Raw genomic sequence first — 13639 nt, 5'->3', positions numbered from 1 at the left:
TTGCTTTCCAAACCACGTAGATGCAGAAGGAGACTAGGAAAAATATTTTTGTTGCCGCCACCTATGGCGCTACCTTAGTGCTGGGGCTAATTTTGGGTCAAAACTATGCTGATCAGCAAGGGAATAAGCCAGGGAATACGTTAGTACCTATTGGCCTTTCTGATAACACCTACAAGATCCAACAAGTGGTAGATCTAATCTCTGCCGCCTATGTCGATAGCATCAATACCGACTCGGTACAAAACGGCGCAATCAATCATATTATTGCCCATTTAGACCCGTATTCAACGTTTCTTTCGGCAAAGGAATCACAATCACAAACCGAAATCCTCGAAGGTACTTTCGAAGGCATCGGAATGGAATACTTCAATCTTAATGACACGCTCTTGATCGTAGGCCTCATTACGAACGGACCGGCAGATAAGGCGGGCTTCAAAGTGGGGGATCGTATTTTGCGTATTGACAATAAGGAACTTGCTGGCGTGCGGGTTTCTAAAGAAGAAGTAGATAAGTTGATCCGTGGTAATCGTGGCTCAGAGGTCAGCTTCCATATCAAACGAGAGAATATTGAACTTCCGGTTCCGATCAAAGCTACGCGCGATCAGGTCAACGTTAGCTCATTAGACGTAGCTTATATGATAGAGCCTACCGTGGGATTCGTTAGGATTCGAAGGTTTGGTCAGCGTACCGCTGATGAATTTCGCTCGGCCATCATCCAGCTAAAGAAGCAAGGAGCGCAAAGTTTGATCTTAGATCTTCGCGATAACGGTGGCGGTTACTTTCATGTCGCCATACAGTTGGCAGGCGAATTTTTTTCAGACAAACGCCTTATCGTATACACAGAGGGTGCGCATGAAAAGCGGCGTGAATATTTCTCTGAACGTACCGGAGAATTTAAGGATGGCAAACTGGTTGTATTAGTCAATGATCGCACCGCTTCCGCAAGTGAGGTAGTCGCGGGTGCTATTCAAGACTGGGATCGCGGTACGATTATAGGCCGCCGCAGTTATGGCAAAGGTATCGTACAAGAGCAGTTTGATTTTGCAGATGGATCCACCATCAACCTCAGTATCGCCAAATACTACACACCTTTGGGCAGGAGCATTCAGAAAAAATACAGCGCCAACTGGTCTAATATGGTATCTTCTGCAAGTATGTATAAAGGACTTTGGGCTTTGGATACATTGTATGCACATGGACAAGCTTACAAAACGGGAATGGGACGGGAAGTATATTCTGGCGGAGGTATCGTGCCCGACGTACTGATTCCAAGAGATTATAATGAGTTGAGCCTGTTGTATCAACAGATTACCAAATCCAATTATCTAGATCAATTCGTCTACGAGCGCTTCACCAAGCAACTTCCTGCCTATTCGATCGAAAACTTTTTGCAAGGTTATAATCTGCCATACAATGAATACTTAGCCTTTATCGATTTCCTCAACAAGACAGGAGGTATTGAGGTATCTACTCAAAAGCAGCGTGATTTGCACGACCTAATACAGACGGATATTGAAGCATTAGTTGGTCGTTACTACTTCGGCCGTGAGGCTTATTTCAAAGTTAAAAACCGTGATGATAAATACATCCGCAAGGCGATGGAAGTATTAGCGCCTCAATTGATCGTACAAAAATAAGCCTTTCGAAAAATCATTTCCGAAAGGCTCATGTTTATATTTATTGGTGCTATCGCATGGTGATATTTCTCTGGATTAAAATTTCCAGCGAACGAATGCTTCAATGGCTTCGTAATTAGCAAGGCCAAGCTTGTGATACAAGCCGGCAGTTTCACTAGTACGGTCTTCAGCACGCACCCAGAATTCGCGCGGATCATCGCCCGGGAAGACCGGCACATCTTTCTGCGATTGATGTTTGAAAATCGCGATACGTTTACGCTTCACCTCTTGTGGAGAAAGCGGAACAGCCATCTCAATCTCATGGATCGGGTACTCATGCCAAGCACCGCGATACAACCACAACCAGCAATCTTTCGTCCATTCGTCAGTTTCTCTTAAGCGAAGCAACGCTTGTAGAATGATATCAAAACACACGCGGTGTGTGCCATGTGGATCTGCAAAATCGCCTGCGGCAAATACTTGATGTGGTTTTACTTGGCGAAGCAAATCCATCGTTTGTTGTATATCGTCTTCAAAATCTACCTCTTTAGAAAATTTGCCCCGATCGTAAAATGGTAAATCTTGAAAATGAATGTGCTCATCAGGCAATCCAACAAAACGCGCTCCAGCAATCGCTTCTCCTTTACGAATCAAACCTTTTACAGTGCGAATCACTTCAGGATCTACTTGATTTGGCTTTTTAGACGCGAAAAAGGTTCTGGCTTCTTCATAAATTTTTTGTTTAGCCTCTTTTTCTTCGGCGCTCGACGCAAAATCAATCACAAATTCTAAATAGCGCAATACATCATCATCCCACACTGCGGTATTGCCAGACGTCTGGTACGCCACATGCACCTGATGGCCTTGATCTGCCAAACGGATAAACGTGCCTCCCATCGAGATCACATCGTCATCTGGATGTGGCGAGAAAAGAATTACATTTTTAGAAGCAGGATTAGCTCGCTCTGGGCGGTTGGAATCGTCTACGCCGGGCTTGCCTCCTGGCCAGCCAGTAATCGTGCGTTGCAATTCATTGAATACGCGAATATTGATGCCATAAGCCGGCCCTCTCTCCGTAACCAACTGCGCCATACCGTGCGTATTATAGTCATCGTCAGTAAGCTTTAGAATCGCTTTATCCAATTCCAAAGAAAGCCATACAACCGCCTTTTTGGCCAATTCATCCGTCCAGATCACGTCTTCGGCCAACCAAGGCGTATCAAAACGCGTCAATAAAGAAGCGGCGTCTTGATCTAGGATGAATTCTACATTATCTGAAAGTTGCAAATACGTTGCAGGAATATCTGCCGAAAGTTCGCCTTCTATGGCTTTCTTAACGATTTCTGCTTTTTTCTCATTCCAAGCCATCAAGATTATTTCCTTGGCTTTGAATATAGTTCCCACTCCCATCGTAATGGCTTTGGTAGGTACATTTTCTTTACCACCAAAATCTCTGGAAGCATCTCTACGCGTCAAATCATCTAACGTGACTAAACGCGTACCCGAGTTTGGCGCTGAACCGGGCTCATTGAAACCAATGTGACCTGTACGACCAATACCTAACAGTTGAATATCTAAACCGCCATAACTGCTGATCTTGCGCTCGTACTCCTCACAGTAAGCGTGAACCTGATCTGAAGGAATGGTACCATCCGGAATATGAATATTTTCAGTAGGAATATCAACCAGATCAAACAGATGTTTTTTCATGAAAGAAACGTAACTCTGATCTGCCGTCGGGTGCATCGGATAATATTCATCCAGGTTGAATGTGACGACATTTTGAAAGCTTAATCCTTCCTCGCGGTGCAAACGCACTAGCTCACGATACACTTTGATAGGCGTAGCACCGGTAGCCAAGCCCAAAATTGCTTTTTCACCGTTGTGTTGTTTGCTTTGAATCAAGTGTGAAATACGGTGAGCTACATCGATCGACGCCTCATCTGCTGTGGGATATACCTTAACAGGCACCTTCTCAAACCGAGTTTCTTCCAATAAATTTAATCTGGCCATTTTATTAAAATAAGTTATTTACGGTAGTGATAGAATAGCAAATGTAAAGAAAAACGAAGATAAAGATGGCTGAATCGAAGAAATATCGAGCAAAAATATTCGTACATACTGCCATTAATATCTTATTATCTGGCGAACTGTAGCATTCTTAAACTTTCTTAACCTCGAACCGTCTAAGTATACTAAATTTGGATAAATAACATACTTTATGAAGTCGATAGCTATATTTATAATACTGTACCTCCCATTATTGACCTTTTCGCAATCTAAAGAAGAGTTAATCGAAAGAATAACCGCTAACCCTAAAGATGTAAGTAGCATTTCGTTGATTCAGAAAGTGGGTGGCTACGATCCTGATTATAAAGAGCTGACCGTACTATTTAAAAAGCTGGATAAGAAAGTACGCAAAAGTACGCAAGGACAAATTTTCGACCGCTATCTGAAGGCATTGGAAAACAGTTCGGTGGGCAAAAAGGCGCCAAGTATTACACAATTCGATTTAGAAGGATCTCCCTATGCGCTATCTGATCTGCAAGGACAATATGTATTAGTAGATTTCTGGGCAAGTTGGTGCCCGCCTTGCCGCGCAGAAAATCCGAAGTTAGTAGCGTTATATGAGGAGTTTAAAGGCAAAAATTTTGAAATCCTCGGCATTTCCTTCGACTCGGAATTTGAGAATTGGGCTAAAGCAGTCAAAGACGATAATTTGACGTGGAAACACATCTCGGATTTGCAGGGCTGGAATAACTACGCGAGTTTAATTTACGGTGTAAAAGCTATTCCTCAAAATATATTAGTAGATCCTCAAGGCATCATCATTGCTCGCAATCTTCACGGAGATGCGCTACGTACCAAGTTAATGGAAGTATTGTAAAGCAATCAAGGACAGACTCCGTGAATAGTCTACCATTTGAACAGACTTTTTTCTTATATTAGAAAAAAAAGAGTTTATGAGAAAGGTAGAAACGGATTTGATCCATGAGGGCGAGCATTATAATGATACAAGAGCGATAACTACACCAATTTATCAGACCGCCACTTACACGGCAAGTGCGAGCGCCGAGCAACAATTAACGGATGCTACTGGGACTAAATCACCTTACTTCTATCATCGGCATGGCAACCCGACCAACAGTCAGCTTGGAGAACTCATTGCTAAGCTAGAAAATACAGAAGATGGATTAATGCTAGCGACAGGGATGGCAGCGATATCTACCGCTGTACTTGCTACTGTCGTAGCCGGGGATCATGTCGTTGTGCAGAAAGCGCATTATGCAGCAGCACAGGTTTTCTTTCGAGAATTTCTACCTGCCTACGGCATTGAAGTAACACATGTAGACCAAACGAACATCAATGAATTTGAGCGTGCGATACAAAAAAACACGAAGCTGATTTATTTGGAGACACCTTCCAACCCAAATCTGGAGATTACGGATTTGCAGGCCGTAGCGCAATTAGCAAAGCGTAACGACATCTTTACTATCGTCGATAATACCTTCGCTTCCCCGATTAACCAGAAACCGATTGACTTTGGTATAGATGCCGTAGTACATAGTGCGACGAAATATCTGGGGGGCCATAGCGATCTGACTGCGGGCGCGATCTGTGGAAGCCAAGAATTTATTCAAAAAGCTTGGCGCAAATCATTGGTTTTAGGTGCATCACTTAGCCCGATGGACTCGTGGCTCTTGTTGCGCGGACTAAAAACACTTTCCCTACGAATCAGGCAAATCAATGAAAATGCGTTAGAATTAGCAACTTGGCTGGAAGGGCAACAGGGTATTCAGAGAGTCATTTATGTGGGTTTACCTTCGCATCCGCAGCATGCCTTGGCTACAAAGCAAATGCGCGGATTTACAGGAATGCTTTCGGTGGAGCTCGCCGGAGCTGATGAACAGGTTGCTTATCGTAATGCACAGCAGCTTTTGAGCAAGCTACAGCTATTCGGCAATGCTGTGAGTTTAGGAGGTGTCGAATCCCTGATTACTCATCCGGCCAGTTTGTGGAATTCTACTCAGCAGCCGGGAGCACAGGGCAAACCTGCTTTCCACTTAGGTTTGCTGCGCATCTCAGTCGGGATTGAGCATATTGACGATCTCAAAGCAGACTTGCAACAAGCGCTGGAATCATTAAAATAACGAGGCAACATCTTCAGCAGTGCTTTACGCCTGCCCGCGGAGCAATTCAAAAATCGTGATCTCTGGGAGGATACCTACGCGACCTGGGTATCCCAAGAAGCCAAAACCGGCATTCACGTACAATTGCTTGTTTCCTTCTTTATACAAACCAGCCCATTCTGGATAGATATATTGTGCAGGACTCCATTGAAAATGTTCGGCACGCACGCCAAATTGCATACCGTGCGTATGCCCGGCAAACATAGCATCCACATCAGTATCTAACACTTGCGCGCGCCAATGCGAAGGGTCGTGCGACATCAACAATTTAACCGCATCTTCATCCGTACCTTGCAATGCCTTGGACAAATCTCCTTTTTTAGGAAAACGACCCATGCCCCAATTTTCTACACCAAGGATAGCTATACTTTCGCCACCCATGCTAATACGACGATGCTCATCGCGAAGCAGATCCCAGCCCATGACTTTGTGCGTATCTACCAGATTTTGAAAATTTTTTCGCTTCGCGGCCGAATCTTCAAAACCATATTTATAATCACCATAATCGTGATTACCCAAGACAGAGAATACGCCCAGTTCCGCTTTTACCTTAGCGAATATATCTTGGTAATCGCGCATTTCCGAGGCTTCATTATTCACCAAATCTCCTGTGAAAAAGATCACATCAGGCTTCTCGCCCAGTAACATTTCTACACCTCCCAACACGGCTTTATGATTGTAGAATGACCCTGAGTGAACATCGGATAATTGTCCCAATTTCATACCATGAAATTCCTTAGGAAGGTTTGGAAAATATAGTTTTTGGCGGCGCACTTTATAGTCATACGCACCAGAGATCACACCCCAAGTTAGTGGAAAGAAAGGTATTGAAGCTACTGCGATACCGGATTTCAGCAAAAAATCGGAGCGGCTGATACCATGCTTTTGAGCATCAACCTGCTCTTGTTGTTCTTCGACTACAGGACTCGGCGTTCTTTGGCGAAATAGCCTTGCCAGCCAAACGCCCCCACGCCGAACATCATCGATTAGTAGAATAATGACATAAATAAGCTTGCAGACCACTGTGATAAAAAAAGCCACCAAAATGATGGATCGGTACATCAGCGGAATACTATATTTGTAGGAAATCAGTACGCCTAAAGCGAGCATCGCACTGTAACCCCACCATACCCAACTAAACCATTTTTTTTTGGCAAACTGTATTCCCGAGCTGCGCAGTGCAAAGAATATGTACAGGTCAAAAACAAACAGTAGAATGGTATTATAGATAATCATCATAATTAATTCGTTTCATTTAGCGCCATGCGCTTCAAAGATTCAATCCATTTCGGATTTAGGTTGAGGCTCTCTACCATAGCGACCTCTTCTCCACCTAACGCTTTGAATTCGTCTGCGTATTCAACTTGTATCTCATCCAGCGTCTCGATGCAGTCAGCCACGAAAGCCGGACTGAATACCAACAGGCGCTTTTTACCTACGGTCGCCAAATCATGTAACGCATCGGATGTGTAGGGCTGAATCCACGGCGTTTTGCCTAAACGCGATTGGAAGCAAACAGAATATTGCTCTTCGCGCAGCCCAAGCTTAGCAACGATCGCACGTGTTGTAGCATAACATTGCGACACATAGCAATAAGGATTGGTGTTTTCTCTACAAACGGCACAGCCATGGCTGTCACACGCTTCTTCCTTACGCGGATTGATCTTTTGTAGTTGCCTGACGGGCAATCCATGATAACTAAAAAGAATATGGTCAAAGCTATTAAGATCGTGTCGCTGCGCGTGCTCTGCAATCACCTCCACCACCAAATCATCATCGCAAAAACTATTTACAAAGCTGATTGCTGGTATGTATTGCCACTTGCGCACTATTTCCATCACGCGATCAATAACTGAGCCTGTAGTGGCAGAAGCATATTGTGGAAATAAGGGAATCACACGTATAGATTCCAATAGCATTCCTTCTAACTCCTCGAGTACATCCGCTAATGAAGGGTTTTGATAACGCATGGCCAAGGCCACGTGATATTCTTCTCCCAAGGCAGCCTGCAGCATTTCTTGCTGTTTCACGCTGTAATACATCAATGGTGAACCAGTCTCCTCATCCCAAATGGTTTTATAGGTTGCGGCAGATTTCGGTGCTCTCCGAGGTACGATTGCGCCTTTCACGAGCAAAGCTCGTGTTAGATAAGGAATATCAATAACCCGACCATCCATCAAAAACTCATCTAAATAACGACCAACATCGCGGGTAGTAGGTTTATCTGGTGTGCCCAATTGCACCAGCAATATGCCTTTTTTTGCACTCTTCTTCATGTACAAGCAAATTTAAGATTTCTTGATAATCACGGCTGCAAACGCACGCAATGTGATGTAAATATGACCTTAAAGCGTTTCAAGCGACGCCTTCACTTCCTTCATTAGCCACATCGGCGTAGAGGTAGCTCCGCAGATGCCTACCGACTCATTAGATTGAAAAACTGCAGCATCTAGCTCACTCACGTCAGACACAAAATAGCTGTTGGGATTAGCCGTTTTGCATACATCATACAACACTTTTCCATTGGAAGACTTCTTACCTGATACAAAGACAATACGATCGTAGGCTTGCGCAAAATGCAACAAGTCTTCATAACGATTCGATACTTGCCTGCAAATCGTATCGTTTGCCTTCACCTCATATCCGCGGTTAATCAATTCTTCCTTAATCGCGTAAAATTTATCGACGCTTTTGGTGGTTTGGCTATATAGGGTAAAGGACCCTGGCAGCTCTACATCATCCAACTCGGCAATATCCTGAAAAACAATTGCCTCATCATTCGTTTGCCCCTTTAATCCAATAACTTCAGCATGACCATGTTTACCAAAAATGAGTATTTTCTCCTTATTATCATGAGAGGTTTTGATCCGGTTTTGCAGCTTCAGTACGACTGGACAAGATGCATCAATCAGCGTAATATTATTCTCCAACGCTATTCGATAGGTCTCTGGCGCTTCCCCATGTGCTCGGATCAATACCTTTGCATTTTGCAATCCAGAAAGATCCTCGTGACCAATAATTTGTAATCCTTTTGCTTTTAATCGCGCGACCTCTTCGTCATTATGCACTATGTCGCCTAGGCAATAGAGCTGTCCTTCTTCTTCCAATATTTCTTCGGCCATATCTATTGCATAGACCACTCCAAAACAGAAACCGGAATCTTTGTCAATCGTAACTTGTAAATTCTTAGACATAGTATTGCAAAGGTAATCAATAGATGCGATATCCAACTCTTTGTCAATCTGCATTTACATGCAACGTTTTTGTAAACAATTTGTTCATCTTTATATATGATATGGCACAAATTTAAAATTCCAGAACAGGCGGGCGTATTTTCTATCGACATCGCCGGCAAAAAGCTTTGCTTAGTTTACCAGTCTGGCCAGCCTCATATTATGAGTTCCAAATGCCCGCACGCTGGTGCAGATCTATCTCAGGGCTGGTGCGAAGAAGGAAAATTGATTTGCCCTTTTCATCGCCACGCATTTGATATTAGATCAGGCAGAGGCAATCCCGGACAGGGTAATTATATCAAAACATATCCTACTAAAGAAGAAAATGGCATTTGGTATGTCGGAATTGTAAAACCTTGGTGGCATATTTTTTAACACAGCTACTTATCTGCTCAGTAATCATCTTATGTTATCCCATTTCGTTTCAGCACCACGTAGGTGATACAGTAGAAATTAATACCTACCTTTGCAGGTAAAATTTCGACGACTAAATAGACTTTAAATGATTAAAAAACGATTACTTCCTATCTGCATGGTGATCACGTCCATCGTAGTAGGTTGCGGAGAATCTAACCAAAAAGAAACAATGGACAACCCTTTGTTAGCATTCTTTGACACTCCATTTAATGTTCCGCCTTTTGATAAGATCAAAGACGAACACTTCCGTCCGGCCTACGCCGAAGCGCTCAGACTTCATAATCTTGAAGTCGACTCGATCGTAAATAATGAAGATGAACCAACTTTTCAAAACACCATCGTAGCTCTGGAAAATGCTGGCGCTATGTTGAGTCAAGTTGCCGTGATTTTTGGCAATCTGAATTCTGCAAACAAAACCGATTCGCTACAAGCGATTGCAGCAGATATGGCACCAGTACTGTCTGCACATCGTGATGAGATCCAATTGAACGCAAAATTGTTTGCTCGCGTCAAAGCGGTATATGATCAAAAAGACGGTTTGGGTTTGGATAATGAGGACACCAAATTACTAGAAGAAACCTACAAAGGTTTTGTGCGCTCAGGGGCCAATTTGCCAGACGACAGTAAGGAAAAACTTAAAGCAATCAACGCTAAATTATCTACTTTGACCAATTCCTTTGGCGAAAATCTACCAGCCGAAGCGAAAACCTACGAATTGGTGATCGAAGACGAAAAAGATTTGGCTGGATTGCCAGAAGGCGTTCGTGCTGCGGCTGCGGCTACTGCACAGCAAAAAGGCAAAGAAGGCAAATGGGTATTCACACTATCAAACCCATCAGTAATGCCATTCCTACAATACGCCGACAACCGCGAGTTGCGCAAGGAAATCTGGAATGCTTACCAACTGAGAGGCAATAATGGCGGCGAGTTTGATAATAAAGAAAATGCAATCGAAATTGCTAACCTCCGCTTAGAAAAAGCCAAGTTATTGGGCTATCCTTCGCATGCAGCCTATGTATTGGAAGAAGCTATGGCAGAAAATCCGGCGAATGTATTTAACTTATTAAATAAACTTTGGGGACCTGCCTTAGCGAAAGCAAAGGTAGAAGAAGCAGATTTACAGCAAGAGATTAAATTAGCTGGCGATACGTTCCAAGTAGCACCGTACGATTGGCGTTATTATGCAGAGAAAGTGCGCGTTAAACGTTTTGCTTTAAATGAAGAGGAAATCAGACCTTACTTTGGCTTAGCAGAAGTACGCGAAGGCGCATTTCAAACTGCCGCTAAGCTGTGGGGCTTGAGTTTTGTAGCATTGAACAATGTGCCTGTATACCACGAAGAGGTAGAAGTGTACGAGGTTAAGGACAAAGATGGCTCGCACCTCGGAATATTATATGCTGATTTCTTCCCACGCGATTCCAAACGCTCTGGCGCTTGGATGACCTCGTATCGCTCACAGTACACCAAAGACGGCAAACGCATTGCTCCGGTCATTTCTATCGTGTGCAACTTTACCAAACCCGTGGGCGACAAACCTGCCTTACTCACCTTTGATGAAGCAAGTACTTTATTTCACGAGTTTGGACATGCTTTACACGGACTAATGTCTAATGTAAAATACAAAAGCTTATCAGGCACTTCGGTACCACGCGATTTCGTAGAATTACCTTCTCAAATCATGGAAAACTGGGCGGCCGATCCTGCAGTCATGAAAACTTATGCTAAACATTTTGAGACAGGCGAAGCAATTCCAGATGCATTGATCGAGAAGATGGAAAAAGCAGGCACATTCGACCAAGGTTTTGCCACGGTAGAATATTTAGCAGCATCGTTGCTAGATATGAATTATCACGCTGCAACTTCTCCAATTACGGTCGATGCTATGGCTTTTGAAGATGCTGCAATGCGCAAGATTGGATTGATTGATGCGATCATCCCACGTTATAGAACTACGAACTTCCAGCATATCTTTTCAGGAGGATATTCTTCCGGTTATTACAGCTATATATGGTCCGAAGTGTTGGATTCTGATGCATTTGCTGCTTTTAAAGAAAAAGGCCTTTACGATCAATCTACAGCAAGTTCATTCCGTCGCAACATCTTGGAACGTGGCGGAACGGGTAATCCGGCAGAGATGTATCGTAACTTCCGTGGTGCCGATCCAAACCCAGTGCACTTAATGAAAAAAAGAGGCTTAAACTAATTCTTCCTCTTCCAATAAAACTAAAAGAGCCAACTCAGGAATGAGTTGGCTCTTTTAGTTTCTTATCGCTTGAGCATATTATCGCTTGATTCTACATCGGCCAATCGCTGCGTAGGATCTATGATGACTTGCTTCGGCTTCTTAGATAGCGAAATGTGGTAAGTGGGCTTTGTCCAAAACCAATCTTCCAGCACCGTACGTTTCACCCCGTTGTACATCGAGTAACCTTCAGCAGGTTTTTGTCCCCGCATTTCGCGAAGCGGAATGTAAAACAACTCTTGAGTGCCATCTTGGTATTCTACCAACACATCTAACGGCATCGCAATGTCCGACTTATTTAATAATACGATCTGTTCGTCCGTCACTTCCTGAATACCGTAATCAATCGTTCGTGTGGTATTGATGAACAGGTTGAAGTACCATTTAAGATTGATGCCCGAAACCTCTTCCGCCACACGTTTAAAATCATTCGGAGTAGGATGTTTGAACTTCCATTGGTCATAGAATGCCAAGAAGGTTTTTTCTAGGTTTTCTTTACCGATGATATAACCCAGCTGCTCAGCCAGCACTGCACCTTTGGTGTAAGAGCTTTGCGTATAACCATAGTTAGTTTTGTAGTAATCGGCTAGTAAACTCATGGGCTCTTCCTTTCCCGACAATACAAGCTTATAATATGCACGGTACGAATCAATCATTGGATTGGTTTCTACGGCACCTTTTTTCGCAAACAATTGCTGAAATGCGATATCTTGCACATAGCTTGTAAAGCCTTCGTCAAACCATTCGTCTACCGTTTCGTTGATACCGAAAAGATGTTGATACCAAGAATGCGCTGCTTCATGAAAAATTACACCAACCAATCCGTCGAGTTTGCGTCCTCCAGTAATCAGTGTGGCCGTTCCATATTCCATGCCACCATCTCCACCTTGTACAATGCTGTAGGTTGGCCAAGGGTAAGCACCAAATTTTGCGGAAGCAAAATCAAAAAACTCCGTTGCCAAACCTAGCGCCGTTTTCCAATTTTGAATGACCTCTTTGTCTGTAGGTAAGAAAACTGTGTACACGGTCACGCCGCCTTTGGTTTTCGCCGAGTCGACCATCATCTTAGGATCGGCCGCCCAAGCAAAATCGTGTATTTGATTCGCTTTGAAATGCCATGCTACCTTATTATTTTTATCGACCTTTGGTTTGGCTGTCCGATCATATCCTTTAACCTGCGTAGGATTTTGCAGTTTTCCAGATCCGCCCACGACGTAATCTTTATTTAAATGAATAGTGACGTCAAAATTGCCAAAGGGTGCTATAAACTCGCGAGCAACGTACTCATCCAAATGCCATCCATAATCGTCGAAGTGAGCCATTTTGGGATACCATTGCGTCATAGACAAAGCCACACCTTCTTTAGAATTGCGACCGCCACGGCGAATCTGCTCGGGTACTTGCGCATCCCAAGTCATCTTGAATTCGCCAACGGCACCGTCTTCTAGCGCAGCTGGTAATTCGACAGTGAGAATCGTACCACTTACCGCATAGTTTGCTGGCACACCATTGAAAGTTAATGATTTAATCTTCTGATAACCGACCTGATCGGGCTGTAGTAAAGAAATTCTACTTTGTAACGCGGCAGAATTAGCAGATTTCGCCATCATTCGCTTATCCGGATCAGCAATGTTTTGCAACCGATAATCCATCATGCTCCCCGGCTGGAAGGCATTGAAATAGAGATGAAAGTACACTTTGTGAAGTGCCTTACCAGAGTTGTTGGTATACTGCAATTTCATATCACCTGCATACTGATATGCTTTTTCGTCGACATCGATATGCATCGTATAATCCACTTTCTGCTGCCAATAACCCTTGCGCTGCGCTTGCGCATTTAGCATAAGAAGAGAAAGCCCGAGGGAAAGAAAAGTATAAAGTCGTTTCATAGTCGTCAAACATACAAAACAAAAGAAACTATTGCGGATAAGGATTCGTAAA

The 13639-nt window shown here is 43.5% G+C and carries 10 protein-coding genes; 5 read left to right on the top strand and 5 right to left on the bottom strand.

From position 1 onward, the window contains the following. The first annotated feature begins 20 nt into the window (after positions 1–20). Positions 21–1637 (top strand): S41 family peptidase, encoded by a 1617-nt coding sequence (locus A0125_RS08450; protein ID WP_066754584.1) that lies wholly within the window; start codon positions 21–23, stop codon positions 1635–1637. A gap of 75 nt (positions 1638–1712) precedes the next feature. On the opposite strand, the gene nagB is transcribed toward A0125_RS08450, so the two are convergent. Further along, positions 1713–3629, bottom strand: a complete 1917-nt coding sequence (nagB, locus tag A0125_RS08445; RefSeq protein ID WP_066754582.1) for a glucosamine-6-phosphate deaminase — start codon at positions 3627–3629, stop codon at positions 1713–1715. A gap of 208 nt (positions 3630–3837) precedes the next feature. Here nagB and A0125_RS08440 point away from each other — a divergent pair, with 208 nt between their 5' ends. Both A0125_RS08440 and A0125_RS08435 read left to right on the top strand, forming a co-directional pair. Beyond that, the gene (locus A0125_RS08440; protein WP_066754580.1) at positions 3838–4503 is read left to right on the top strand and encodes a TlpA family protein disulfide reductase; all 666 of its coding nucleotides are present in this window, start codon (positions 3838–3840) and stop codon (positions 4501–4503) included. 76 nt (positions 4504–4579) lie between these two features. Further along, positions 4580–5767: a trans-sulfuration enzyme family protein gene (locus tag A0125_RS08435; RefSeq protein WP_066754578.1), complete on the top strand. Its 1188-nt coding sequence runs from the start codon at positions 4580–4582 to the stop codon at positions 5765–5767. 24 nt (positions 5768–5791) lie between these two features. Here A0125_RS08435 and A0125_RS08430 read toward each other — a convergent pair whose 3' ends face one another. From A0125_RS08430 to A0125_RS08420, 3 genes are all read right to left on the bottom strand, one after another. Beyond that, on the bottom strand, positions 5792–7045 hold the full coding sequence (locus A0125_RS08430) for a metallophosphoesterase (RefSeq protein WP_380884126.1): 1254 nt from the start codon (positions 7043–7045) through the stop codon (positions 5792–5794). Between the two features lie 2 nt (positions 7046–7047). Then, a complete protein-coding gene (hemH, locus tag A0125_RS08425) occupies positions 7048–8082 on the bottom strand; it encodes a ferrochelatase (RefSeq protein WP_066754576.1) in 1035 nt (344 codons plus the stop codon). A gap of 69 nt (positions 8083–8151) precedes the next feature. Beyond that, positions 8152–9000 (bottom strand): 4-hydroxy-3-methylbut-2-enyl diphosphate reductase, encoded by an 849-nt coding sequence (locus A0125_RS08420; RefSeq protein WP_066755661.1) that lies wholly within the window; start codon positions 8998–9000, stop codon positions 8152–8154. 96 nt (positions 9001–9096) lie between these two features. On the opposite strand from A0125_RS08420, the gene A0125_RS08415 reads away from it, so the two are divergent. Both A0125_RS08415 and A0125_RS08410 read left to right on the top strand, forming a co-directional pair. Then, on the top strand, positions 9097–9414 hold the full coding sequence (locus A0125_RS08415; RefSeq protein ID WP_066754574.1) for a Rieske (2Fe-2S) protein: 318 nt from the start codon (positions 9097–9099) through the stop codon (positions 9412–9414). Positions 9415–9541: 127 nt separating this feature from the next. After that, on the top strand, positions 9542–11659 hold the full coding sequence (locus A0125_RS08410; RefSeq protein ID WP_066754572.1) for a M3 family metallopeptidase: 2118 nt from the start codon (positions 9542–9544) through the stop codon (positions 11657–11659). A gap of 62 nt (positions 11660–11721) precedes the next feature. On the opposite strand, the gene A0125_RS08405 is transcribed toward A0125_RS08410, so the two are convergent. After that, the gene (locus tag A0125_RS08405) at positions 11722–13587 is read right to left on the bottom strand and encodes a M1 family metallopeptidase (RefSeq protein WP_066754570.1); all 1866 of its coding nucleotides are present in this window, start codon (positions 13585–13587) and stop codon (positions 11722–11724) included. Between the last annotated feature and the right edge of the window lie 52 nt (positions 13588–13639).

The sequence above is a fragment of the Sphingobacterium populi genome (assembly GCF_001586775.1).
In the GTDB taxonomy this organism is placed as follows: Bacteria; Bacteroidota; Bacteroidia; order Sphingobacteriales; family Sphingobacteriaceae; genus Sphingobacterium; species Sphingobacterium populi.
The sequence above is the reverse complement of the archived record's forward strand: the minus strand, read 5'-3'. Positions and strand labels throughout refer to the sequence as shown.

Coding starts and splice junctions, on each gene's coding strand:
- A0125_RS08450 (WP_066754584.1), top strand. CDS start 21: ATGCAGAAGGAGACTAGGAAAAATATTTTTGTTGCCGCCACCTATGGC.
- nagB (WP_066754582.1), bottom strand. CDS start 3,629: ATGGCCAGATTAAATTTATTGGAAGAAACTCGGTTTGAGAAGGTGCCT.
- A0125_RS08440 (WP_066754580.1), top strand. CDS start 3,838: ATGAAGTCGATAGCTATATTTATAATACTGTACCTCCCATTATTGACC.
- A0125_RS08435 (WP_066754578.1), top strand. CDS start 4,580: ATGAGAAAGGTAGAAACGGATTTGATCCATGAGGGCGAGCATTATAAT.
- A0125_RS08430 (WP_380884126.1), bottom strand. CDS start 7,045: ATGATGATTATCTATAATACCATTCTACTGTTTGTTTTTGACCTGTAC.
- hemH (WP_066754576.1), bottom strand. CDS start 8,082: ATGAAGAAGAGTGCAAAAAAAGGCATATTGCTGGTGCAATTGGGCACA.
- A0125_RS08420 (WP_066755661.1), bottom strand. CDS start 9,000: ATGTCTAAGAATTTACAAGTTACGATTGACAAAGATTCCGGTTTCTGT.
- A0125_RS08415 (WP_066754574.1), top strand. CDS start 9,097: ATGATATGGCACAAATTTAAAATTCCAGAACAGGCGGGCGTATTTTCT.
- A0125_RS08410 (WP_066754572.1), top strand. CDS start 9,542: ATGATTAAAAAACGATTACTTCCTATCTGCATGGTGATCACGTCCATC.
- A0125_RS08405 (WP_066754570.1), bottom strand. CDS start 13,587: ATGAAACGACTTTATACTTTTCTTTCCCTCGGGCTTTCTCTTCTTATG.